At 46.7% G+C, this 24,798-nt stretch carries 25 protein-coding genes; 19 read left to right on the top strand and 6 right to left on the bottom strand.

Going from position 1 to position 24,798, the window contains the following annotated elements:
- Nucleotides 1–114 precede the first annotated feature (114 nt).
- From LEPBO_RS37860 to bioF, 14 genes are all read left to right on the top strand, one after another.
- Nucleotides 115–2,859, top strand: a complete 2,745-nt coding sequence (locus tag LEPBO_RS37860) for an NACHT domain-containing protein (protein WP_017289673.1) — start codon at nucleotides 115–117, stop codon at nucleotides 2,857–2,859.
- A 3-nt stretch (nucleotides 2,860–2,862) separates the two neighbouring features.
- Nucleotides 2,863–3,102: a UPF0175 family protein gene (locus LEPBO_RS0121650; RefSeq protein WP_017289672.1), complete on the top strand. Its 240-nt coding sequence runs from the start codon at nucleotides 2,863–2,865 to the stop codon at nucleotides 3,100–3,102.
- Entirely contained in the window at nucleotides 3,099–3,590 is a 492-nt protein-coding gene (locus LEPBO_RS0121645; RefSeq protein WP_017289671.1) for a DUF3368 domain-containing protein, read from the top strand. Before LEPBO_RS0121650 ends, LEPBO_RS0121645 begins: the two co-directional genes overlap by 4 nt.
- Nucleotides 3,587–3,832 (top strand): type II toxin-antitoxin system RelN family antitoxin, encoded by a 246-nt coding sequence (locus LEPBO_RS0121640; protein ID WP_225885685.1) that lies wholly within the window; start codon nucleotides 3,587–3,589, stop codon nucleotides 3,830–3,832. Before LEPBO_RS0121645 ends, LEPBO_RS0121640 begins: the two co-directional genes overlap by 4 nt.
- A 45-nt stretch (nucleotides 3,833–3,877) precedes the next feature.
- Nucleotides 3,878–4,504: a toll/interleukin-1 receptor domain-containing protein gene (locus LEPBO_RS37855; RefSeq protein WP_017289669.1), complete on the top strand. Its 627-nt coding sequence runs from the start codon at nucleotides 3,878–3,880 to the stop codon at nucleotides 4,502–4,504.
- Nucleotides 4,505–4,535: 31 nt separating this feature from the next.
- Nucleotides 4,536–4,796, top strand: coding sequence for a UPF0175 family protein (locus LEPBO_RS0121630; RefSeq protein WP_017289668.1), 261 nt, complete (start codon nucleotides 4,536–4,538; stop codon nucleotides 4,794–4,796).
- A 2-nt stretch (nucleotides 4,797–4,798) separates the two neighbouring features.
- A complete protein-coding gene (locus LEPBO_RS0121625) occupies nucleotides 4,799–5,257 on the top strand; it encodes a DUF3368 domain-containing protein (protein ID WP_017289667.1) in 459 nt (152 codons plus the stop codon).
- Nucleotides 5,258–5,395: 138 nt separating this feature from the next.
- The gene (locus LEPBO_RS0121620) at nucleotides 5,396–5,698 is read left to right on the top strand and encodes a UPF0175 family protein (protein ID WP_017289666.1); all 303 of its coding nucleotides are present in this window, start codon (nucleotides 5,396–5,398) and stop codon (nucleotides 5,696–5,698) included.
- Nucleotides 5,691–6,056, top strand: coding sequence for a type II toxin-antitoxin system RelE/ParE family toxin (locus tag LEPBO_RS0121615; RefSeq protein WP_017289665.1), 366 nt, complete (start codon nucleotides 5,691–5,693; stop codon nucleotides 6,054–6,056). The genes LEPBO_RS0121620 and LEPBO_RS0121615 overlap by 8 nt, the downstream gene beginning before the upstream one ends.
- A 146-nt stretch (nucleotides 6,057–6,202) precedes the next feature.
- Nucleotides 6,203–7,048 (top strand): alpha/beta hydrolase, encoded by an 846-nt coding sequence (locus tag LEPBO_RS0121610; RefSeq protein WP_017289664.1) that lies wholly within the window; start codon nucleotides 6,203–6,205, stop codon nucleotides 7,046–7,048.
- Nucleotides 7,045–7,614, top strand: coding sequence for a DUF4231 domain-containing protein (locus LEPBO_RS37850; protein WP_017289663.1), 570 nt, complete (start codon nucleotides 7,045–7,047; stop codon nucleotides 7,612–7,614). The genes LEPBO_RS0121610 and LEPBO_RS37850 overlap by 4 nt, the downstream gene beginning before the upstream one ends.
- Nucleotides 7,615–7,637: 23 nt before the next feature.
- A complete protein-coding gene (locus LEPBO_RS0121600) occupies nucleotides 7,638–7,988 on the top strand; it encodes a DUF1823 family protein (RefSeq protein WP_317135190.1) in 351 nt (116 codons plus the stop codon).
- 11 nt (nucleotides 7,989–7,999) lie between these two features.
- A complete protein-coding gene (locus LEPBO_RS0121595) occupies nucleotides 8,000–8,215 on the top strand; it encodes a hypothetical protein (RefSeq protein ID WP_017289661.1) in 216 nt (71 codons plus the stop codon).
- On the top strand, nucleotides 8,205–9,368 hold the full coding sequence (bioF, locus tag LEPBO_RS0121590; RefSeq protein WP_017289660.1) for an 8-amino-7-oxononanoate synthase: 1,164 nt from the start codon (nucleotides 8,205–8,207) through the stop codon (nucleotides 9,366–9,368). Before LEPBO_RS0121595 ends, bioF begins: the two co-directional genes overlap by 11 nt.
- A 12-nt stretch (nucleotides 9,369–9,380) precedes the next feature.
- Here bioF and LEPBO_RS0121585 read toward each other — a convergent pair whose 3' ends face one another.
- From LEPBO_RS0121585 to LEPBO_RS0121555, 6 genes are all read right to left on the bottom strand, one after another.
- Nucleotides 9,381–11,591 carry a patatin-like phospholipase family protein gene (locus LEPBO_RS0121585; RefSeq protein ID WP_017289659.1) on the bottom strand — a complete coding sequence of 737 codons (2,211 nt, stop codon included), beginning with the start codon at nucleotides 11,589–11,591 and terminating at the stop codon, nucleotides 9,381–9,383.
- A 183-nt stretch (nucleotides 11,592–11,774) separates the two neighbouring features.
- Nucleotides 11,775–12,578 (bottom strand): TPM domain-containing protein, encoded by an 804-nt coding sequence (locus LEPBO_RS0121575; RefSeq protein ID WP_026148814.1) that lies wholly within the window; start codon nucleotides 12,576–12,578, stop codon nucleotides 11,775–11,777.
- Between the two features lie 158 nt (nucleotides 12,579–12,736).
- Entirely contained in the window at nucleotides 12,737–13,300 is a 564-nt protein-coding gene (locus tag LEPBO_RS0121570) for a DUF948 domain-containing protein (RefSeq protein WP_017289656.1), read from the bottom strand.
- A gap of 17 nt (nucleotides 13,301–13,317) precedes the next feature.
- The gene (locus tag LEPBO_RS0121565) at nucleotides 13,318–13,668 is read right to left on the bottom strand and encodes a YtxH domain-containing protein (protein ID WP_017289655.1); all 351 of its coding nucleotides are present in this window, start codon (nucleotides 13,666–13,668) and stop codon (nucleotides 13,318–13,320) included.
- Between the two features lie 82 nt (nucleotides 13,669–13,750).
- A complete protein-coding gene (locus LEPBO_RS37845) occupies nucleotides 13,751–14,113 on the bottom strand; it encodes a hypothetical protein (RefSeq protein WP_017289654.1) in 363 nt (120 codons plus the stop codon).
- 42 nt (nucleotides 14,114–14,155) lie between these two features.
- Nucleotides 14,156–15,748, bottom strand: coding sequence for a serine/threonine-protein kinase (locus LEPBO_RS0121555; protein WP_017289653.1), 1,593 nt, complete (start codon nucleotides 15,746–15,748; stop codon nucleotides 14,156–14,158).
- Between the two features lie 191 nt (nucleotides 15,749–15,939).
- On the opposite strand from LEPBO_RS0121555, the gene pheT reads away from it, so the two are divergent.
- The 5 genes from pheT to LEPBO_RS0121525 all read left to right on the top strand — a co-directional run bounded on the left by pheT (nucleotide 15,940) and on the right by LEPBO_RS0121525 (nucleotide 24,790).
- Complete coding sequence (pheT, locus tag LEPBO_RS0121550) at nucleotides 15,940–18,372, top strand: phenylalanine--tRNA ligase subunit beta (RefSeq protein WP_026148813.1); 2,433 nt, start codon at nucleotides 15,940–15,942, stop codon at nucleotides 18,370–18,372.
- Between the two features lie 10 nt (nucleotides 18,373–18,382).
- On the top strand, nucleotides 18,383–18,652 hold the full coding sequence (locus LEPBO_RS0121545; RefSeq protein WP_017289651.1) for a YciI family protein: 270 nt from the start codon (nucleotides 18,383–18,385) through the stop codon (nucleotides 18,650–18,652).
- A 565-nt stretch (nucleotides 18,653–19,217) separates the two neighbouring features.
- Complete coding sequence (locus LEPBO_RS0121535) at nucleotides 19,218–21,179, top strand: CHASE2 domain-containing protein (RefSeq protein WP_017289649.1); 1,962 nt, start codon at nucleotides 19,218–19,220, stop codon at nucleotides 21,177–21,179.
- Nucleotides 21,180–21,273: 94 nt separating this feature from the next.
- Entirely contained in the window at nucleotides 21,274–22,044 is a 771-nt protein-coding gene (locus LEPBO_RS41140; RefSeq protein WP_071596181.1) for a DUF928 domain-containing protein, read from the top strand.
- An 88-nt stretch (nucleotides 22,045–22,132) separates the two neighbouring features.
- Nucleotides 22,133–24,790 (top strand): CHAT domain-containing tetratricopeptide repeat protein, encoded by a 2,658-nt coding sequence (locus tag LEPBO_RS0121525; RefSeq protein WP_017289647.1) that lies wholly within the window; start codon nucleotides 22,133–22,135, stop codon nucleotides 24,788–24,790.
- Nucleotides 24,791–24,798 lie beyond the last annotated feature (8 nt).

Below are 24,798 nucleotides of genomic sequence, written 5' to 3'. Positions count from 1 at the left end.
CTCCCTACTCCCCACTCTTCTTGCTCCGTTCTCCTGTTTGAAGGGTCGATCGAGCAACAGAAAAAAAGCGCGATGTAGAATAAAAGACATGGCGTTTTGCGATCGCGCTTCTGTATGACTTTTGATTTCCAGTCTTATTTCGCATCAATTCGCACGACTTACGCCAAGTGGTGGGAGTACTATACCCTAACGGATGCGACCGGAAAACAACGACAGTCGCGAGAAGCGTCACCGTTTTTCGACTTTGGTTTGATGGTGCAGACGGTGAAACGGGAGGAGCGCGATCGACAGACAGAAGAGAAGGTCGAGCGATTCTCCGTGCTGGATGGGCTTCGGAAGTATGCGGATCAGCAGGTTTTATTAGTCGGGCGACCGGGATCGGGGAAGTCTACAGCTTTGGCGCGACTCATGCTAGAAGAGGCGACGAATCAGCAAGCAAGGATTCCTGTCTTAGTAGAATTGCGCTACTGGCAAGGGTCGATCGAGCAGTTGATCCATGATTCATTGATTCGGCATGAGATGCCTGCTGAACAGGTTGAGACAGCACTGAAGAATGCGCTGATTCTGTTTGATGGGGTGAATGAGTTGCCGTCTGAAGAAGCTCGATCGCAGCTTTCCGCTTTTCGACGCAATCATCCGAAACTCCCGATGATCTTCACCACGCGAGATTTGAGCATCGGGGGCGATCTGGGAATTGAGAAGAAGCTAGAAATGCAGCCGCTTTCTGAAGTTCAGATGCGGGAGTTTGTTCGGGCTTATGTGCCAGAGCAAGCTGAACAGATGTTGTGGCAGTTAAAAGCTCGATTGCGTGAGTTGGGACAAACGCCTTTGTTGCTGTGGATGCTGTGTAGCTTGTTTCAGCGAACTGGGACGATTCCTGAGAATTTGGGGTTGGTGTTTCGGGGGTTTACGCAGGGGTATGAGCAGTATCTGAAAGAGGATGTGCGAATTGAGAGCGATAAGGCTTGGTGGAAGCCTGTGCTTCAGCAGTTAGCTTGGGTGATGATGCAGGGGGAGAAGCCGACGGAGTTTCGGGTGGCGATTTCCAGGGAGGCGGCGGTTAGGGCGATCGCCCAATTTCTGGAGGAGAAAGTACCCTATGCTGAAGACTTTACGCGAAAGTGTTTGCGAGATTTGCAAAAGCATCATCTGATCCAAGCAGGAACGAATCAGGAAGAACTAGAATTTCGCCATCAACTGATTCAGGAATATTACGCAGCGGAGGCATTGTTAGAGCAGTTGCCAAGGCTAAACGATGAGACGCTGAAGAAAGAGTATCTCAACTATCTAAAGTGGACAGAACCTACAGCAATGGCATTATCCTTAGCAGAGGATGAAGTACAAGTCTTAAGACTGATTGAACTAGCGGTATCAATTGATTTAGTGTTTGGAGCAAAACTCATTAAGCATACCAAACCAGAACTACAAAACATCAATATTGCCTTACTTAACAGCAAAACACCTTCTCAAACGCTGAGAATCAGACTTCTAGGTTTTACAAAATCTGACCATGCAATTCCATTTTTACGAGAGCAACTATCGACTAACAATCCCTTCACAGATTTTAGAGTAATTCAAGCACTTGGAGAAATAGGTAGCAAAACTGCAAAATCTATATTGTTTGAGGAAGCTTTCAGGAATGCAGATTCGGATATGTTTACATTCAAAGATTTTTCTTACTCTCAATTAATAAAGATTCTGGGAGATATAAGTGATGAAACTGATATTCCCCATTTAGTCAATTTAGTAAAGAACTTGGGTAGCAAGAGCTTACTTCCTGGTCTTCTTTCTATAGGCGAGACAATTGATGCAATTGCAAAAATAGGAGGAGACAAAGCTATTTGTGCATTGCAGGAATTGTTAAACGACAAAACAATACTGAACAATAGAGTCAGTATTGCATCCTCAATCACTTTCGGATTACAAAAGATCGGTACTCCACAAGCAATTTATATTTTAGTTGAAGCTTTAGCAAATTCTAATGAAGAAGTTCAATCAAGTGCTTTAGAAGCACTCTCCAGGACTGATTTTGAAATCAAATCTTCTATGCTTCTGGAGGCTTTAAACAGTAGAGATACTACAGTTCGTCATGCCGCTGCCATTGCTTTGGGAAGCTCTAGCTTCGACATTACACTTCCATATCTTCTTGATGCCCTATCAAGTCAAGATTTGACGATCAGTTGGAGAGCTGCGAAACTTATGAGCGATTTGGGGAAGCCAGAACAACTGAAATACTTATCAAATCTCTTACAAACTGATTTTCGAGACAATGGTCTATTTAACCCTCTAGATTCCATTCTGGAGATTCAGGAACGATGTAAATTCTACAACTATGAAGTTTATCAAGCCTATTTGGAACCACAGAAAATCGATCGACAAATTCCACAAAACAGCGATCTCACACACACAATCATCAATAACTATCCCAACGTTACCGAGGTTAAACAAACTATCATGAGCAACTCATCTAAATACAACTTCTCCAACGCTCAGAAAGTTCAAATCTTTGAGCAAGTGAACACCTACATCGAAAACACCCATCCCACAGATCCCGAAATCAAAAAAGCGATCGCTGACCTCACACTTCTCCTCACTCAACTCCAAACGCAACATCCCCAAGTCAAGACCGAATCTCAAGCCCTCACCATTCTCGATGCAGAATTTACCAAGATTCAACACTCCACAACTCATCCCCTCGTCACCCTCCGCCAACAACTGCTCAATCCAGAGCGTCATCTCCAAGCCATCAAAGCCACCCTCGCAGAAATCGCCAAACACTACCTCGAAGAAAGCGTCTGGTCAAAAGCAGCAATTACCTATCTCGATAAAATGAGTGAAACCCCTGACCAAGGAGCCTAAATCATGCAAATCACGATCGACATCCCCGACTCTCTCCATCTCAGCGAAGCGGAACTCCGCAGCGAACTCGCAATTGCGCTTTTCCAGCAAGATCGCGTCAGCCTCGGCAGCGCCAGCAAAATCGCAGGAATGCACATCATGGACTTCCAAAAGCTAATCGGCGATCGCGGCATCTGCATCCATTACGATGTTGAAGAATTCCAACAAGACGTGCAACATCTTCAAGAACGCGGCTGGCTATGATCATCGTTAGCGACACCTCCGCGATTGGAAACTTAGCGATCGTCAATCATCTTTGGTTACTTCAGAGCATCTATGGCAAAGTTCTGATTCCCGATGTCGTTGCACAAGAACTCAGCAATGCCTCACGCCCTGAAATTAAAGCCGTCTTATCCCTTGATTGGATTGAAACAAAAGCGATCGTCGATCTCGCCATGGCAAACACTCTACAGCAAGATCAAAACCTTGATCCAGGCGAATCTTATGCGATCGTGCTTGCATTGGAACAACAAGCCGATGAACTCCTAATGGATGAGCGCAGAGGCAGACAAGAAGCCGCAAAACTAGGCATTCCAATCATCGGAATCCTTGGCATTCTATTGATTGCGAAGCAACGTCAACTGATTCCAAAAGTTCAACCTATCCTAGATGCCCTAATCCAACAAGCCTCCTTTAGAGTCAGTTCAGCGCTTTACACGCAAATTCTACTGCAAGCAAAGGAAACGCAATGATGAAAGCGATCGAAACCACTGCAACTCTTACTGAGACCGGACAACTCATCCTGGATGAGCCGCTCAATCTTGCTCAAATCTGTCGAGTTCGCGTAATTATCCTCGTTGCTGAACCCGAAGAAGACCTCGAAGACACCTCGATCGAAGAAATACGAGAAGGACTTTATCAAGGCTGGCAAAATGTCCTAGCTGGCAGCACTAAACCTGTCTCTCAGCTTTGGGAAAACATAGATATTGATTAATCTACCAGTTCAAATTAGATTGAGTACCTTACAAGAACTTCCAGAATGAGCAATCCATCCAAGTACAACTTCCCCAATGCTCAGAAAGTCCAAATCTTCGAGCGAGTCGATACCTACATCGAAAACAACAATCCCTCAATTTCTGAAAGTAAAACCTCATCTGCTGCAAATCCAGAACAATTATCCACGTCTTCAGATACTCCGCTCACTCTCTTCTACTCCTACGCCCACGCAGACGAAACCCTCCGCGACGAACTCGATAAACATCTCAAACTCCTTCAACGTCAAGGAATTATCACGGCTTGGCACGATCGCGACATCACCGCTGGAACCGAATGGGCAACCGCGATCGATCAAAACCTCAACACCGCCGACATCATCCTGCTCCTGATCAGTTCCAACTTTCTCGCCTCCGACTACTGCTACGACACAGAACTCACTCGCGCCCTCGATCGTCACACAAAAGGCGAAGCCCGCATCATCCCCATCATTCTCAAACCCTGCGACTGGGAATCTGCCCCCTTCGGCAAACTCCAATCGCTCCCGATTGCTCACGGAGCAGGCGCAAAAGCCGTCACAACTTGGAACAATCAAGATGAAGCATTTTTAGCGATCGCCAAAGGCATCCGCAAAGCTGCCGAAGAGATCCGGCAAAAGAAAACCTCAAGTTAAAATCAAACTATCCTCTTTCTCTACTCGATTCATGCGAATCACGATCGACCTCTCACCAGACATTCAATTAGACGATGCCATTCGTCAGCAAGCCGAATCCAAAGCGCGTGAGTCCTACATTATGGAACTCCTACGCCACGGCAGCATTAGCACAGGTTACGCAGCGCAGAGTCTCAACCTCAGCCGTTTAGAAATTTTGGATTTAATGGCACAGTACAAAATCTCACCCTTTCCAGAACAAACTCCAGAAGAACTCGCTCAAGAAATTGCTGAAACTCGCAATCTGCTCTAATCGTGATCATTGTTTCCAACACTACACCCCTCAGCGAACTTGCCAAAATCGATCGCCTCGATTTGTTATCTTCCCTCTTTACCAAAATTCTCATCCCACCAACGGTTCACGCAGAACTCACGACCGGAAATCATCCCGCTAGCCTGTTGATTCCGAAGGCAACTTGGATTGAAATACGACCCCTCCAGCAAACCGAAAGAATTGAACAACTTCTAAAAACTCCTGGACTCGATCGAGGGGAATGTGCTGCAATTGCACTCGCAGAAGAAGTGCAAGCCGATCGATTGCTGATGGATGAAAGAGCAGGGCGCAACCTTGCTCAAACTCTAGGCTTACCCATCATTGGAACGATTGGAATTCTGCTTCTTGCCAGAGAGCAACGAATCATCAGTAACGTCTCTCCCTTGCTCAACGGATTAATCGACCAGGGAACCTGGATAAGCCCTGCGTTTTATCAATAAGTGCTACAAATGGCAGGCGAAGAATAGCAAAGAGTAAAACCATCACGATCGCCAAAGGCAACCGCAAAGCCGCTGAAGAGATCCGGCAAAAGAAAACCTCAAGTTAAAATCAAACTATCTCTTCTCATCGCTCAACTTATGCAAATCACGATCGACCTTCCCGACTCTCTTCACCTCAGCGAAGCCGAACTCCTCACCGAACTCGCGATCGCACTCTTCCAACAAAAAATCCTGCTCATCGAGCAAGCTGCCCAAGTTATTGAGATGGATGTTGATGACTTTTACCAGCTTCTTGTAGATCGCAAAATCCTAACTGCTCCAAGCGATCCTGACGACGACCCAAACGAACTCATCCTGGCCCATTTGCGGCTTTCCTTGCAAGACATCCAAGCGGGCAGAGTAAAGCCCATTTCTGAGCTGTGGGACGACATTGATGCCTGAGTCTTCTGCCATTGAAATCTTAGTTTCACTCGACTTTCAGTCACAACTTCGCAAACTAGCAAAACGATATCGCAGCATTCGATCGGATCTCCAATCTCTATTTGACGATCTCGCAAGCGGCAACTGCCCCGGCGATCAAATTCCTGGCACAACTTACACCGTCTTCAAAGTCCGTGTCAGAAATAGCGACATTCAGAAAGGCAAAAGTGCAGGCTATCGAGTCATTTACCAACGCAGAGACAAAGTTTGCATTCTGCTGGTTACTCTGTATTCCAAATCGGATGAAACTAACCTTGCAGCCAGCGAGATTCGAGAAATCATCGATCGCTTTAATGAACCCGCTAACCCAGATCTCTGAACAGACAACTTACCATCACCAAATTCCAACGACATATCTAGCTTGCTCACATATTGGAACAAAACTTGAAATCCGATCGAGATTTAACCAATCGCAAAAATAAACTCTAGAATCGTTGAGCGGTGAACTCTCAAGGCTAGATGTCAATGGAATTCCATCCAAAACTATTGTGGAAGATTTTAGCGATCGCATTGCGAGTTTACGCGATCGTCTGTTTCGTCTTGTTTCTGATTCAATCTCGATTCATCTTCTTTCCAACCCGTACCATTTACCAAACTCCTGCCGATTTAGGCTTATCTGCCGAAGAAGTCTGGATTCCTGTGAAAAACTGGTTTGGAAAACCGGAGCGAATTCATGCTTGGTGGGTACAAGGCAGCAAGCCGAACTTAGGAACCGTGCTGTATTTTCACGGCAACGGCGGCACGTTAGGCGGCATTGACCAAATGGATCGCATTCATCAGCTTGGATTCTCAGTACTTGTGATTAGCTATCGCGGCTACGGCAAAAGCGAAGGCGGATTTCCCTCAGAATCACAAGTGTATGCCGATGCAGAAGCCGCTTGGAATTATTTAACTCAGACGCGCAATATTCCACCCAAGCAAATCACAATTTATGGATACTCGATCGGCGGTGCAGTCGCCATTGATCTCGCCACAAAACATCCCGAAGCCAGAGCATTAGTCACCCAAAGCACATTCACTTCTCTGCAGGATATGGCAGAAAGAAATCCTTACTTTCGCGTTTTTCCCTTAGAGATCATCTTGACGCAACGATTTAACTCGATCGACAAAGTACGATCGCTGAAAATCCCTGCCTTTTTCATTCATGGCGATGCTGATGAGCTTGTTCCACCTGCGATGAGCCAAGCTTTGTATAACGCAACTCCGACAGAGAAACAATTATTATTTATTCCAGGTGCAAAACATAACGACGCTGAATTTACAATTGAACACTTAGAGACGATTCGCAAATTTGTTGATCAAATTCAATGAATAAACCCAAAGTTGACTACAACAACAAGCTTCAATCTGATTTTGAAGGGATGATTGAGCGGCTCGATCTAGAGCAATCTGGCAAAGACTATCTGAAGCTCCGTTGGCTCGAACAAGTGCTTTGGATGGAAGGCAAATCAAATAAGATGCGCGATCGACATCAAAGCGGCAGAAAATGGACGATTGTCTTGAGTGCAATTTTGCCGATCATCGTATTACTCAACTTCAATGAAGATAAGATATTTGAGCGAGGGATCAAAGTCGCTACCGTAGCGATTAGCTCAGCAATTGCGATCGGAACTGCCTTAGAAGAATTTCATCAGTACGGCAAGCGTTGGTATAGTTATCGCAGAGCTTCAGAACTGCTCAAAACCCAAGGTTGGCAATTCTTTCAGCTTAGCGGTGCATATCGAACTTACGAAAATCATCGCCAAGCTTTACCAATTTTTAGTGAACAAGTCGAATCGATTATTCAGCGCGATGTTGAAGTTTATGTGACCGAGGGAATGCAACAGATTGTGCAATCTGAAGAAACAACATCACCTGCACAATTACCCTCTGAATAGTCTTGCCGCAATCCGTGATACAGATGATGTCTAATCTCCCACCCCTAAATTCCGATACGATCTGGGCAATTCTCAAAGATGAAATCGATGATGAAACTGCCAATTGTTTAGTCTGTCATTACCTAGGCTATGACGATGCCACGGTTTCACCAGATTGGTTAGAAGCCTATCCTGAACCGCCGAATTTTATCGAAAGCCGTCCAGCCGTCGTGAAATTAACCCGATCGATTCCCTCTGAAAATAAGCAACTTCTGAAAGAACAACTGGGATTTGGCGGCTACAAAGTCGATGAACTGGTGCCCCGAAAAACTCGTCGTGCCACAATGGCGAACTGGTTGTTAAGCTACATGCAGCAGCATGACATTAGCCTTTAGAGGATGAAATCATGGGAATCGAACGCCGCTTATCTCGAACAATGTTTCTCCCTGCCGAAACAGTACAATTGCGTCAAATGTGTTTTACTCCGGGCAAAGTCTTTCAGCCGGGTCGTTATCTGGCTGGAGAATTGCCCGATGTGGCATTTGAAATGGGTTTAGTCGATAAATTGCCGCCCGTTCGCGGTAAGAGTGCTGAAATCACAGAAAAACCGGATGAAGAATGATCCTTATGCTTGGCTTGAGCAGTCCTTAAAGTCGATCGAGCGTGCGGGTTGGCAGAGATCGACTCAAACCATTGATCGTCCGGGTGCAGTGATTCAAATTGACAATCGTCAATTTCTCAATTTTGCCAGCAATGATTATTTAGGACTTGCCACCGACGATCGGTTAATCAATGCCGCGATTCAAGCGATTCAGAACTATGGAACTGGCAGTACTGGATCGCGCTTGCTTACTGGGCATCGGGCTTTACATCGAGAGTTAGAAACTGCGATCGCACAACTCAAACAAGCTGAAGATGCGATCGTATTTAGTTCAGGCTATTTAGCAAATTTAGGCGCGATCGCTGCTTTAGTCGGAAAGCGCGACTTAATTCTGTCTGATCAATACAATCATTCGAGCTTACGAAATGGTGCGATTGTTAGCGGGGCAACAACGCTCGACTATGCTCATTGTGATATTCAAGACTTACGAACTAAGCTAGAACAACAACGCCAACATTTTCAGCATTGTTTGATCATTACAGACACAGTGTTTAGTATGGATGGCGATCTCTGCCCGCTTCCAGAGATTCTTGACCTAGCAGATGAATTTGAATGCATGGTGCTAGTAGACGAAGCTCATGCAACGGGTGTAATGGGTGCAACAGGTGCAGGATGTGTTGAACATTTAGGCTGTACAGGTCGCGCGATCGTTCAGATGGGAACGCTCAGCAAGGCATTAGGAAGTCTAGGCGGTTACATTGCTGGCTCAGCGCAATTGATTGATTTCTTAAGAAACCGCGCACCCAGTTGGATCTATACAACTGGGCTGTCTCCGGCTGATACTGCGGCGGCATTAGCAGCAATTCAAATTGTGCAACAAGAACGCGATCGCCGAAATATCCTTTGGCAGAATGTTGCTTATCTCAAATCACAGCTTCCAAATTTCGCACTTCTCCCTTCAGAGTCTCCGATTCTCTGCTGGCAATTGCCGAATGTGCAAACTGCATTAGAAGCTGCAAAATCTCTACAAGCTGAAGGAATCTTCGCCCCTGCAATCCGCCCGCCGACTGTGCCGACGAGCCGGATTCGGATGACGATAATGGCAACTCATGAGAAAGCGCATCTCGATCGCTTAGTTGCTGCTTTGAATCGAGTTCAGAAAGACGTTGAGTAAGGTGTGTTTTAGCTAGCTCAAATCACTCTCGATCGACTTTGCAACACAGCTATTGTGATTTTTTACGTCAATATTAGAAGTATTGCGGCTCAAGATTTGTCTGAACTGCGTTGCATTACATTGGCTAGGTGCAGGAATCTGATTGAAAATAAACTCTTTTGAAGCAGTAGAAAGTTGCCAACCGAGCGGAAGCCTGATCTGTTGGTCTAAGTTTACTTTTTCTAGCATTAGAGTTCTGAACCTTAGCTTAAATGGGTCAGTAATTCCATCATTGAGAGTATAGGTAGATAGCTCGATCGCGCTGGCACTCCGAGCTTCACGCGCACTGAATAGAGCGCGAATCGGCGACAAGATCTCATTCATTCCTGCCGACTTGAGCGGTTTTCCTGAATCAACTTGTGGTTGATCTACGATCGCTAAATAAATCAATTCAAAGCTTTTCCCATACCCTTTTACTTTCTGCAAAGCTCGACCAATATCAAGAGCAGTAGGAATCCCCGAATTATCAAAATACCCACCATCCGCAAGCCGTAACTTACTTCCGTCACTCTTGCGTTGAAACCAACCCACCGGAGTTACAAAAGGAAACCTAGCACTCAATACAGCCGCCGTACTCAACCTTAAATCTAACTGACTCTCGTTTAGAGCAATCCTTTCTTGAGTCGGTAATACAATCTCAAAAGGACTTATCACCAAACGTTTTCCGTTCTCAACGATGGTTGAATTGAATACCAGCGCAGGAGCAATTCCTTGAGGTTGCCAATGTTTGTAAAAAGACTGCTTCAAAGGATTTTCACGATTATTACCAAGCTGATTCCAGCTATTTTCAAAGGCAAGTTCTAACCCAGTCGCTCTGTCCCAGTCATAGATTGGAAAGGGAATAAATCTCTGAATCAGATCTGGAAAAAAGCCCAGTGTCAGTAACGGAGAAAGTAACTCTTGCTCAAAAAGCTGGCTAGCTTTTTCACTGAGATTTTGCGCCTCTCCGGTCTTGAGCAAGCTCGCATACGCTGCTGATCCCAAACTCCCACCAGAAACGCTACTAATCGTAAAAAGATGCTGAGGAAAGCTTGGAATCGATTCAGTCAAGTGTGCAAAAGTAGTCGCTGCATGATACGCCGCAAAAATCCCGCCCCCTTGGGCTGATGCAATATACACTGGATAAGGTTTTCCTGAATATTGATCGCGATCGGGACGGCTTGCTAGCCAGGTTTGAAAACTTGCTTCTAAAGATGGCAATGGAGAATTATCAGAGGTTGCAATTTGCCGAAACCGATGATTGTCATTCAGGTTCAGCAGACTTGAAATCGCAACTAATCCTAGTAAAATCGTGAGAGCTGGAACATTATTTCTAAATGCCCAGTAATAGATAGTTGAAAAGACAACAACGAGCGTAGTCAATGCGATCGCAATCACACTCACCGCTCCAACCGCATTAGGAATCACCGTAGATGGCAGAGCAATGACGAAAATAGCAGAAGCGGAAATCGATGCAATCCACCACAAAACGATCCTCGCTGCTAGATGGGAATGCCAAGAATACAGAATGAGGTTAAGCAGGACAGACAGACCAAAAACGATAATGACTCCCAAAGCCGCTCTCGAATCTGCTGCTGCTGCAATCAAAGGCAAAGAAAATGTACTAAAGATCGTGTACGCAACATTCGCAAGCCCAATTTCAACCTGTGGAGCAAACAGCCCTTCCCCTTGAGACTTAGATCCCAAAAAGCATCGATGAAATAAGTCTGTGCGTTTCCACAGTAGGAAGAAAATGATAATCCCAATGCTGAGGCTTGAAATCATCCAAATCATTAAAAAAGATCGAGCCTGATCATTGATCGATTCGTTCCAAGCCTTCAGAATTCCGAGTACTAAGCTAAGAAGTGGAATTATCCCTAAAATCCTGGGCGTCCAATTTGCTAAGCCACTCTGAAATCTACTCCCTTGCTCCAGAATTAGAAAACGGGAGACATACCAAACGAAGACTGTGAGCAATGAGACAGAACTAACCGTCACGGTTGCTTCATAAAATTTGTTACTATCCGAAGCGATCGCGCGATAGACCTCTATAGTCTGATCAACTTTTGTAAAAATTAAGGACGCGACGATCGCGATCGTCACCGGAACTCTTAAGTAGATCCCGATCTCAAAGATCGGTTGAATCCACGTTTTGATCAATTCAGAAACCGTTTGCACCCATCCATTAGAATTCGATGCTGTCATGATTGAATCTCTTGAACTCGGCTGTGTCTAAGCGGACATGCTCAATTCTTGGAAACAATATCCCAAAAATTGCATTGACACACCACCTCGTCACGAATCGAGTCAAAATGATCAGCAAAATGGGGAGATAGGGAGCATTTGAAGTTCCCTCGTCTCCCCATCTCTCCATCTTCCTACTAGGGTTTAAGTTTCAGACGTAGACGATCGACCCAAAGTGGGTGCTAAAAATGCCACTAAAGCCCCGATCGCAAATCCTGCCACATTCCGAAACAGCGGCAACCAATCGGTGGTACGAGTGATGACTGGCCCAATTCCAAACGCCAAAAATAAGATCCCCCACAGCGGCGAGAAAATCAGCGCCCACTGCCAAGCGAAGACCTGTCCTTCTTTACGAGGTTGTGCTGCAAATCCAAACACTAACCCTCCAACCGTTGAAGTAATCAGGGTTAACAACCACTGTTCACGCGGCAACCCAGGGACAACCTTACATCCACCCTGGCGTAAACATCCTTTTACGGATTCCAACGCTTCTAAGATGGCTTGATCCCCGCCGTTATCTCGCACGAAAAATTGATTCCCGAATCGAGTTTGTAACTCGATCCAAAACGTCCGAGACAGCAAGGGATAAAAATCATCACCCACACTAAAATTCAGCAGATTTCCGCCTCGTGTATCGGCAACTAACAAAACGCTTTTGTTATCTAGTCCCCAAAAGCCTTTGACGGCGGTTCCAGGTGTACGATCGCTTTGTGTCAGAACCCGTAATTTCCAGCCCGTCTCAGCTTCAAACTTTGACAAGTCAGCAGAAAGTGCTTCTTCCTGAGTGTTCGTAAACTCATTTGCCAAATCAATCACGTTGGTCGGATGATCCGGCAATAAATCAGGATTGTCATATGCCTGTGCCGCTGGTGCGATCGTCCAGACAGAAATGACGACCATCAGTGCCATCAAACCTTGAAATAGACGGCGGACTCGAAGATTAGGCATAGCACGATCTCACGAATGGGTCACTAAAGAACATTAAAAGTAATCGTAAATGATGCATTTAGAATAAACGCTCATTTTTGTTTACATTTGTTTAACTAATTCTAATATAGGAATGCTGTCAGCGATTCATCTCGCTGGAACAGGATCAATAATTTTGCTTATTCTGGGTCGTGGCGCACTGGCGATCGCGAAGGTTCAGACGGCTTGTTCGTCTGCGATTCGTCCTGATCTTCCCACTCATAATTTAGTTCCAGATCAGAAGTCACTTCTTCAAAATGATGATTTCCATTCTGTTCGTGGGGTAGCGATCGCGGATCTCCACTCGCCGCCATCCGATTCGCTCGCCGCGATTTATTCTGAGGTTGGTTCAGAGTCCGCCATGCCGCTTTCACGCCTGCAAAAACACTGCGCCCAGTTGTTTGGGCTTTCTGTGCTTGTTGCTTCACACCGGTCAGAGTCTCATCTACCTGCTTCACCACTTGACTGGCGCTCTGAACGCCTTGAGTCACATCATCGGTGAGATCAGTCACCTCATTTCCGGTAATCCGGAGCGCCTCTAACGTCGGTGGCAACTCCCGATTCAACGTCTCGAATAATTTTTCGGCACTGCGGGCTGCCCGTCCCATCTCGTTAAATGCAGGAATTGCCACAGTTAAGAGGGCGGTCAAACTGATCGCCACGAGTAAAATCGATAAGCCTAGCCAAAAAATAGGATCAGTCACACTTCATCTCATCTCGCTTAGCGCAAACGATCGCGAACTGGAGGTTTAGGATCGCTCCCCGATTCAGACTCTCGACTGAGAATTTGATGCTCACGCTGGGTTGCTTCCAATCCAGCGGCGATCGCTTCTTTTAATCGTCCCAGTGTGTCATCCCAGTTTCGCAGCGCAGACTCAGAAAAGCGATCTGCCTGAAGTTGGACACTGGTGGATAAATCTTCCGCAAGTTCAGGCAGAGCATCTGCCGACTTTTTGATCAACTGTCGAGTTTCTCGTCCTGGACGGGGTGCAATTAATAATCCTGCGATCGTCCCCATTGCTGCTCCGATGATCATGCCGCCTAAAAATGATCCCGATCGATTGTCAGACATATCTTGGCTCTACCCCTTGCGACTCACTAAACCAACTCTGTAACACCAGACCTTTCCTCATTCTGCCAGACTGAACCGCAATCTAGCGATTGATTCGTCCTTTAGCTGATTTTGTAGCAAATTTTTTCGCGCGTTGGTTTAGGAGAGGGGTGAGGAATAGCGATCGTCCCATTCCCATCCCCATTCCCAACAGGGCAAATGCCTGCTGTGCCTGCCGAACTTTCGGTTCAAGCTGGCGATACGTATGTCTTATTCTTTGTACGCCGAGCTGTTGACGCTCGAGCGCGATCGGTGCACCATACAAAACTTGATGCGTTTGCCGTTCTGCGACAACCAGTGCATCTGCGGCTCTAGAAAAAGCTTGCCGCAACTGCCACATTTGCCAGGTGAGATAAAACCCATACAAAGCCAGCGCAAGATTTAAGACAATAACCGCTATCAACATATCTCGACCGATTGTTTTTCTAATAATAGCGAGTCTTTGTCATTACAAAATGCCTCTTTTGCCATTTGGGCGGACGGTGAGCCAGTTAGTCTTTGCCATTGCTAACTGCTCTGCGGTGAGTTTTGCGCCTGTGAGGTTTGCGCCACACAAATTTGCATTCCGCAAATTCGCATTGAGTAAATACGCTTGCGTAAGATTTGCACCTCGTAAATCTGCCCCTTCTAAATCGGCATTACTCAAATAAGCTTGTGCCAAGTTAGTATCGCGCAAGTTGGCTCGCTGCAAACTCGCCTTGCCAAAATCAGCATTGAATAAATTTGCGCCTTGTAAATTAATCTGTTTCAAATTCGATTGATGAAACACAGCGCCTGACAAATTAATTTTCGGAATGGCGAGTAGCGACAGATCATGCGACGCAAAATCTCGTTTACCCTTACCGTACAGAGACACGAGAGTTGCAGAATCAAGTTTTGGAGCCGCCTGAGTCTTGTTGCCGGATGTGTTGCTATTGCTCCCGGTTCGTCCGCCTGAATCACGAGTCGTTGGGCGAGCTGCCATCACGCGATTCCGAGCCACTCCGGTCTGTAAATTCGTCGATTCCGATCGCTGATTGCGCGCCCGAATTGCCATGGCTGCCCGTGCTGCCGGAGAACTCGGTTGAGAATCAGGGTCACGTTTTGTCAGCGTTGATCGGGTTGAAACGCTATTCATACTATTTGCCAAACTGTCGAGATACGGCTCCAAATCCAACGCGCGTAAAATCTCATTGGCTGACTGAAACCGATGCCGCACGGAGACTTCCAGCATTTTCTTCAAAACGCCTGCAAAGTGCTCACTCAGATGCACCTGTTTTTGCCACAACAATTCACCTGTGGCAGGATCGTAATCGAGATCTTTTGGAGATTTTGCGGTCAATAAGTAAATGCAAGTCACACCCAATGCATAGAGATCGCTTGCATAAACCGGACGCATTGCCATTTGTTCGGGTGGCGCAAATCCGGGAGTCCCGATCGCATAAGCGGTGAGTGCAGTCTGATCCGATAAACTCGCGGCAGATACAGAGTTCACTTGGTTTTTGACGGCTCCAAAGTCAATCAGCACAAGTTTGCAGTCTTGCGATCGCCGAATCAAGTTTGCAGGTTTAAGATCTCGGTGAATCACTTGATGACTGTGAACATACTGCATAATCGGCAGAATCTCGCTGAGAAACTGCTTGACCCCTGCTTCGCTAAAAGCTCCTGAGCGTTTGATTTCCTGCTGAAGGGTGGAACCGCTGATATATTCCTGAACCAGATAAAATTCTTGATTTGCCTCGAAATAATCGAGTAAGCGGGGAATTTGGGGATGATTGCCGATGCGCCCCAAGGTTTGGGCTTCCCGTTCAAACAAGTCTCGCGCCATCTGCATCACATGAGGTGCAGTTGTGGTCGGACGGAGCTGTTTAATCACACAGTAAGGTTGACCCGGCAGAGATTCATCTTTTGCGAGAAACGTTGCACCAAATCCACCTTGTCCTAATGCATGCAAGACACGATAACGATCGCGCAACAGCAAACTAGCGCCACAGGCTTGACAGCGCTCTGTATTGGCGAGGTTTTCTGGGCTTGGGCAGACTGGGTTCAAACAGTAGCTCATGAGGGCAGCAATCTGTAAGGGTGGATTCCAAAAAATGGCAAAGCTTTGGGGGGAAGCAAAGTGTGAGTTTGCAAGACGCAGCTTGTATTGAGAGGTTACCCAGAAGTGGGAGAGCAGGGAACAGGAACGCTGAGAGAGGCGCAACAGCGATAGAATAAGGTCTGTCTTGGCGTGATTTTTGAAGGCGACGGATGCGTATCTCTCTGAACTGGTTGCGGGAATTGGTAGATATTTCAATGACTCCAGAGGCGTTGGCGGAAAAGCTGACGATGGCGGGGTTTGAGGTGGAAGACATTGAGGATCGGCGCACTTGGGCAGATGGCGTGGTCGTCGGAAAAGTGCTGACGCGCGAACAACATCCCAATGCCGATCGCTTAAGTCTCTGTACAGTGGATATTGGGGCTGAAAGTCCGTCTCAGATTGTTTGCGGTGCGGCAAATGTGCGCGCTGATATTTTTGTTGCAGTGGCGACGTTAGGCACATACTTGCCGAATGTCGATTTGAAGATTAAGCCTGCAAAACTCAGAGGCGTGGAATCGAAGGGCATGATTTGCTCTTTGTCAGAGTTAGGCTTGACGAAAGAATCGGAAGGCATCCATATTTTTGATGAAACTGTGACAGGAGCGTTAACGCCTGGTATGGATGTGCGTCCCTTGTTGGGATTGGATGACGCGATTTTGGATCTGACTTCGACCGCGAATCGAGCAGACGCTTTGAGCATGGTGGGTATTGCGCGAGAAGTGGCAGCATTAACAGGTGCAACGTTGCGCTTGCCGGAACCGAGTGTGCCTGAGTCTCAGAAGACCAAATCGGTGTCGATTAAAATTTCAGATGCTCAAGCTTGTCCGGCGTATATTGGCACGCTGATCGAGAATGTGAAAATCGCGCCTTCGCCGTTGTGGTTGCAGCGTCGATTACTCGCGTCGGGTGTGCGATCGATTAATAATATTGTCGATATCACCAACTACATCATGCTGGAATGGGGACAACCGCTCCATGCTTTTGATTTCGATAGTTTGGTGAAAGTGGCGGGAACCGATCAAATCGAGATGGGCGTGAGATTTGCGCGATCAGGCGAATTGGTGAAAACGCTTGATGGTCAAGATCGCACGCTGCAAGAGCAGGCTTTATTAATCACCGTCAATGACAAGCCGACAATGCTAGCAGGTGTGTTTGGTGGTGAAGAAACAGAAGTGAGTGATAGCACTCAGCATGTTTTCCTTGAAGCCGCAATTTTTGACTCGGCTGCAATTCGTAAATCTGGGCGATCGCAAGGGTTGAGAACCGAAGCCTCTGCTCGTTACGAACGGGGTGTGAACTGGGCAGGTTTGGAAACCGCGGCTCGTCGAGCAGTGCAACTGATCCTTGAGCTTGCAGGTGGAACGATTACGGCTCAAGAAACGGTTGACACCCGACAAGGTTCGTTGACGAGATCGATCTCGCTACGACTTGAACGAGTTCGAGAAGTGCTCGGCATGGTTGAACTCGGTGACGATGTTGGGGAATTGCAAGCGAAGGATGTGGAACACACTCTGACAGCACTAGGCTGTGAGTTGAAATCAACGGGTTCAGAAACTTGGAATGTTACGGTTCCGCCTTACCGCTATCGAGATTTGGAACGTGAGATTGATCTGATTGAAGAAATTGCGCGGCTGTATGGCTATAACAATTTCTCAGATACATTGCCTGCGAAAACTGAGCCGGGATATTTGTCGATCGAGCAATTGATTTCTCGCAAAGTTCGCGAAGCCTTCCGAGGTATGGGGCTGACCGAATTGATTCATTATTCACTCGGCAAACCTGGAGAAGAACGGCAAATCGTTCTCGCGAATCCTTTATTTACCGAGTATTCTGCGCTGAGAACTGATCTAATCAATGGCTTAATTGAGGCATTCCAGTACAACCTTGAGCAAGGCAATGGAGCTTTGAATGGCTTTGAGATTGGGCATGTCTTTACTCAGGAAGAAGATCTGATTGAAGCTGAAGCGATCGCTGGCATTTTAGGTGGAGATCAAAGTCAAGGTAAGTGGGTTCGGGGCGGCAAAGATCAGCCGATGACCTGGTTTGAGGCGAAAGGCATTTTAGAAAGTGTCTTCGATCGAGTCGGGTTACCTGTAGAATTTCAGCCTGATCGACGCGATCCGCGCTTGCATCCAGGACGAACGGCTTCGCTGTGGGTCAGAGGCGATCGTTTAGGAACGTTTGGACAGTTACATCCTCAACTGCGTCAAGAGCGCGGCTTACCGGATGAAGTTTATGTTTTCCAATTGGATCTCGAAGTGATCATTCGCCATTTGGAAACAGATGAAGCAATGGTTCCAGTTTTCAAATCGTTCTCTACTTATCCCGCTTCCGATCGCGATATTGCTTTCTATGCGTCGCGTGAGGTAGGCGTGAGCGATTTGGAACGCACGATCGTCAAAGCAGGCGGTAAGTTACTAGAATCGGTGGAACTGTTTGATGAATACAAGGGCGATCGCGTTCCAGAAGGTCAGCGCAGTTTAGCGTTCCGATTAGTCTATCGGGCTGACGATCGCACGTTGAAAGATGAAGATGTAGACCCGGTGCATCAGAAAGTGCGCGAAGCACTGGTTGAGAAGTTCCGGGTTGAGTTGAGAAGCTAGAGGTGAAATTGTGCCGAAATATGTTGTTTGGGGAAGCTACTGTGACGATGTTCTGGAGAAAAGAACGCCCTATCGTCAGGCTCATTTAGATGGGTTAGCGAAGCAAAAAGAAAATGGGATTTTAGTGACGATCGGACCGACGAAAGATGTAACGAAAGTGTTTGGCATCTATGAAGCGGAGAATGAAGCGATCGTTCGGAATCTGATCGAGTCTGATCCGTATTGGCAGAATCAGATCTGGACGGAGTATGACGTGAAGGAGTGGATTCAGGCGATTTAGTTGTGATGGGGAGATAGGGAGCAAGAATTTTTTTGCTTGTCTCTCTATCTCCTCACTCCTCAATCTTAACCTTCACAGCGATCTGATCTTTAACTGTTTCACCTTGTTGCTGCGCCTAATATTGGCTCAGTAAATGAATCTGGCGGAGTTCAACAATGAGATTGAATCGCGATCGAGTCGGAACTGCACAATGTAAATCCAAATGATTCCAAGAATGGAGAACCATCGAAACGATTCAGGAACATCAGGATCATAAGTTGCTAACAGTTGCGATAATGATATACCCAGTACAAACGGGTAGTAAACACAGCGCACCTGACCAGCTTTTGCTGTTATAGTTCCGTAGCTCTTCTTGGATAATCCATTTGTAGTAATTGTAGTAAATGTAGTAACCGTAGTAGAGCGATCCGATCAAAGCCGACTGCCACAGTTTCCACAATCACTCCACACCTGTACCTAAGTAATATCAACAGTATTGCTTGTATTTAAAGTGACTTTATTTTCCGGAAGAATAAGCTTTGCTGGGGAAGAATTATCAGAATGGTAATCTTCTTCTGGCTCCCTTATGCCTCTACCACTTGCTAAAATCATCCGAAAATTTCATGTGCTTTGGATCACAATTCCTAGCGTGGCAGGATTAATCGTGCTTCTGCGGGTTGCTGGGGCATTACAATCTTTAGAATGGATGGCATTTGATCAATATGTTCGGCTGCGTCCCCAAGAAGCAACTGACGATCGCGTCATTATTGTAGGCGTAAACGAAAATGATATCCGGCAACTTAAACGTTATCCGTTTGATGATGCTACCTTTGCCAAACTGTTGATGAAAATTAAGCAGCAACAGCCGCGAGCGATCGGTTTAGATATCTATCGGGATCTGCCAGTAGAGCCAGGACATTCAGAGCTAGCTAAAGTATTCCAGACAACCCCTAACCTGATAGGCATTGAAAAACGAGGCGGAAGTACAGAAGTCGAGGTTGCACCTCCCCCCATTCTGAAACAGCGCAATCAAACTGCTTCAAACGATGTAGTCCTTGATGGCGATGGGAAACTGCGCCGAGGTCTACTGTATTGGACAAGTCCCAATGGAGAAGAATCTTTAGAAAGTTTGGGATTACGCCTTGCAATGCTCTATTTAGAAGCTCAAGGAATTACATCTCAACCAGCGAAAACCAATTCACAGTATCTCCAGCTTGGGCATGGGATCTTTCCTATTTTTGAGCCAAGCGATGGGAGCTATGTCTCGGCGGATGCAGGCGGCTATCAAATCTTGCTGAACTATCGAGGCGCTTCTGGCAAGTTCCGCACGGTGTCACTGATGGACGTGCTTCAAGACCGACTGCCTGCTGATCTCATGCGTGATTCGCAAGGACAGCCCTTCCGAGGCAAAATTGTTTTGATTGGAGTGACAGCTCGAAGTCTTAAAGATGTCTTTTACACTCCCTATAGCGGCGACTCGATCACGACTCCAGAGAGAATGGCGGGGGTTGAGGTACAGGCAAATTTAGCGAGTCAAATTATCAGTGCTGCGATCGACGGACGATCTGGCTTCCAAGTTTGGACAGATGCAATGGAGGCAGTTTGGATTCTGCTGTGGTCGGGGGTTGGAACAGGCTTAGGCTGGATGGTGCGATCGCCGCGTTGGGCAGTAGCAGGCACAGTCATTTCTGTCGGAGGGCTAGGACTCGGAAGCTTTGCAGCATTCGTGTTTTCCTGGTGGATTCCGGTTGTCCCACCTGCCTTAGCGCTGCTCACGTCTGCGATGGTCGTCACGGTTCACATTGCCCACTCCGAGCGGCGCGATCGCCAAACTGTGATGAATCTCTTTGGGCGATATGTGACTCCAACGATTGCTGAGACGATTTGGCGCGATCGCGATCAACTGCTTTCCCAAGGTCGCCTGCGGGGACAAAAACTCACTGCAACGGTACTATTTACCGATATTAAAAACTTCAGCACGATTGCCGAACGGTTCGACCCTGAAACGCTGATGATCTGGCTCAATGAATACATGGAAGCGATGACGGAAGTGGTGTTGAAGCATGGGGCAGTGGTCGATAAATTTATTGGAGATGCGATTATGGCAGTCTTTGGTGTGCCGATCGCTCGTAAAACTAGTAAAGATATTGCTCATGATGCGTACAGTGCTGTGCAATGCGCGATCGAAATGTCCGCTGCACTAGCTGCACTGAATCAACGCTGGGCACAGCAAGGACATCCCACGATTCAAATGCGGGTAGGTATCTCGACAGGCACAGTCGTTACAGGCAGCTTAGGTGGTCAGCAGCGCATGGACTATACCGCGATCGGCGATAGTGTTAACGTAGCAGCACGGCTTGAAAGTTTTGATAAATCGATCGAGGGTGGACTCTGCCGAATTTTAATCAGTGAAGAGACCTTTACGCTGGTTGAAGGTCAATTTCCAGTGCAAGCCGTTGGGACAGTTCAACTAAAAGGGCGGGAGCAACCGACGAACGTTTATCAAGTTTTATGGGAACCCTCGAAGAGTGGGCGTGGAAGAGTTTAGCGTCTGTTCGACAGGAGAGAATTGCTCCAAAGTTTTCCCACCCTTGCAACCGAGCTAGATCATCGATCATCACCCTCTATTGATTCACAAGACGATGGCTTCTGATTTCTCTAAACTCAAACGAGTTAACCCGATATTCTTGTTTGGAATTGGGACACTTTCTTTCACTATCCTACAAAGTTTATTGCCGCTAGATCTCCCCCTACCTAGTCCTCTCAATTCATTGCAACCTGCCCCCGCGAATGCTCAATACAAGCCCCCTAAACGTTCGGGCTTCAGAAGTAGCGAAGGCACGGGAACGCGAGAAGACGCATTACGCCTCTGTGGTCAGCGTAAAACAGCTTCTTTTACTACTCTTGCACCAACTAATCATATCGGAGAAACTATCTCATCCCGTCCAACCTTATTCTGGTATCTATCCAGTCGCCAAACTGTGGAACTTAAGCTCATGGAGCCAGGAGTGCAAAAGCCTGTATATGTGACCACAGTACAAGTAGATAAGCCTGGTATTGTCCCATTTGAATTACCGAAAACTGCGCCTGAGCTAGTTCCTGAAAAAGTTTATCGCTGGTCGATCGCTATTGTTTGCGAAGATGGCACAAAGGATGCTTTGAAGATGACATTGATCCGACGGGTTGCACCGACTCCAGAGGTAAAACAGCAATTGGCGATCGCGAAATCCGATCAGAATCGCGGTCAAATCTACGCAGCCCAAGGTCTGTGGTACGACGCAGTCACGATGTTCTCGAAAGCGATTGCGGCGAATCCCAAAGATCGAACGGCTCCTGACAAACTCTTATCACTGCTCGATCAAGGAGGATTTGCAAAGATTACGGAACAGGAGCGCAAAAAAAGCAACCGATAGAACATTGAACGATGCCAAGATTGCTGCAATTGCAGGGTGATTCGTCTTTAGTCATGCGATCGACCTAAATCCATCCTGAGAGGTAACAATGTTACTCAAGAAAATTAGCTTCTCGATCTGTTTTACGCTTCTCTTCATCTGGCAACCTTTATCTTGTCAACAGTTCGCAGCAATCAGTGCAGAGCGCCAATCTGAAAAAATCGCTCAATCCAAACAAATTACACAGACGAGCGCGCAGCCTCTCACACTTTATCAACCCCTCCAGCGCTTGCAATGGGAAGGAGAAACGAGCAAAACTGGAATTGCTTACTTTCCCATTGAGGGATTGCCAGACATCTCTGTTTCTGAAGCTGATCTAGACATCGCTCGTCGATCGCAAGACCCGAAGCTAGTGGCTAAAACATTAGCTGCTTTGGGATTATCACATCATCTTCAGGGTGAATATGACAAAGCGATCGACTACTATCAGCAAGCCTTAAACATTGCCCGCAACCTAGATTCAACCTTAGAAACAACATTACTAGGTAATTTAGGACTCGCGCATGTACAGTCTGGAAATTACTATGCTGAGGCTGTGGATTATTTAGCCCAGTATTTAACTGCTGCTCAAGATCGTAAAAAACTCCAAGCCTTCGGCAATCTAGCAAACGCCTATTTTGGAACAGACTTATATGTAAAAGCGATCGAGCTTCACCAAAAACGTCTTACCTTATCTCGAAAATTCAAGGATCAAGTCAGCGAAGCTAAAACATTCAGCGATCTGGGCATGGTCTATCAAGCACTCGGAGAACGTGCCAAAGCAATTCAGTATCAAGAACAAGCGCTAACCTTAGCGCAGAACATCAAAAATCAATCGATAGAATCACTGGCGTTGGGAAATTTAGGCGTGATTTACCAATCACAACGCAACTATGCCAAATCAACTGAATACCAGCAGAAACGCCTCACCCTTACCCGTCAGTCTCAAGACCTACGAGGAGAAGCAGAAGCGTTAGGAAATTTGGGCGGAATTGCTTATTTTCAGGGAAATTATCAAGAAGCGATCGCTCAATATGAGCAAGCCTGGAACATTGCTTGGAACAAACTGCGCGATGCCGATCTGATCTATCGAATTCGCGGCAATCAAGGGCTGATCTACGCACAAATGGGCAACTCTGATAAAGCATTAGAGTTCTACGGACAATATCTTCGTTACGCTGCTTCCCGGAGCAATCGACGAGAGGAAGGAATTGCCAGGATTAATGCTGCCGCAGTTCGGTTTCAATCTGGGAACTTAGACGCTGCCGCGAAAAATCTTCAAGCGGCGATTGAGACTTGGGAATCACTGCGATCGCGACTCGGCAACAATGATAGCTTCAAAGTCTCTATCTTTGAAACTCAGAATGCACCTTATAGCAATCTCCAAAGTGTTCTCGTCGCTCAAAATCAACCCGAAGCTGCCCTCGAAATTTCTGAGCGAGGACGTGCCCGCGCCTTTGCCGAACTCCTCGATCGCCGTCTTTCTGGACTTTCTTCCCGAAAAGAAACGCCGCGATCTCCCCTTGCCTCTTTGACGATCGCGCAAATCAAACAAATTGCTCAAAAGCGCCGCGCGACTCTAGTTGAATACTCGATCATTCCTGCACAGTTCAACGTGAATGGCAAACTAGAAACACGCGAGTCAGAGCTATTGATCTGGGTGATTCAACCGACCGGAACTGTCACTTTACGTCGCGTTGATCTCAAACCGCTTTGGCAATGTCAGGATGCTCAGCCTTGTGCTCCTGAAGAACTCTCTGATATCGTTTCGCTAGGTCGAGCAACGCTAAATGAGGACAGTCAAGCTACTCAAGATGCTGCACATCCCTTACGACGGCTGCATGAACTCTTGATTCAACCGATCTCAGATCTGCTTCCCCAAGATCCGAATGCCCAAGTTGTCTTTGTGCCGCATCGATCGCTCCTGCTCGTGCCGTTTACTGCCTTGCAAGATGCAAAAGGCAAATTCTTGATTGAGCAGCACACTATTTCGATCTCACCTTCGATTCAAGTTCTCGATCTAACGGATCAATTAAGAAAAAAACTAGACACCGTTAGTCAGAAACAAACAGAGAAACAATTAAGCGAAGCTCTGATTATTGGCAATCCGGTCATGCCAAAAGTCGTGACTGAGGTAGGAGAACCCCCTGAACAACTACCGCCTTTACCCGGATCAGAGCAAGAAGCAAAAGCGATCTCTCAAATGCTCAAGTCTTCGGCATTAGTTGGCGAAGCTGCAACAAAATCGAACGTCCTGCAACGCATGAATCGCGCTCGTTTGATTCATCTTGCGACTCACGGCTTGATGGGTGATTTTGTTGGATTAGGAGTACCAGGTGCGATCGCGCTTGCACCAGATACGATCGCCACCGGAAAGCCTTCTTTAGAAGAAAACGGATTGCTGACTGCAAATGAAATTTTTGATCTCAAGCTGAATGCTGAACTCGTTGTTCTCAGTGCATGCAACACCGGACGAGGTAGAATCACCGGAGATGGAGTCGTCGGATTATCTCGTGCCTTGATTGCTGCCCAAGTCCCAAGTGTTGTCGTTTCGCTGTGGGCAGTCCCCGATGAAGCAACTGCATTACTCATGACGGAGTTTTATCGAAATTTGCAGCAACAACCGAATAAAGCTCAAGCCTTACGCCAAGCAATGTTGACGACCATGAAGCAATATCCTGCTCCCTTAAATTGGGCAGCATTCATGCTCATTGGCGAAACACATTAGCGATGTTG

Origin of the sequence: Leptolyngbya boryana PCC 6306 (assembly GCF_000353285.1) — a bacterium.
GTDB lineage: Bacteria > Cyanobacteriota > Cyanobacteriia > Leptolyngbyales > Leptolyngbyaceae > Leptolyngbya > Leptolyngbya boryana.
This window is presented reverse-complemented; position numbering and strand designations above follow the sequence as displayed.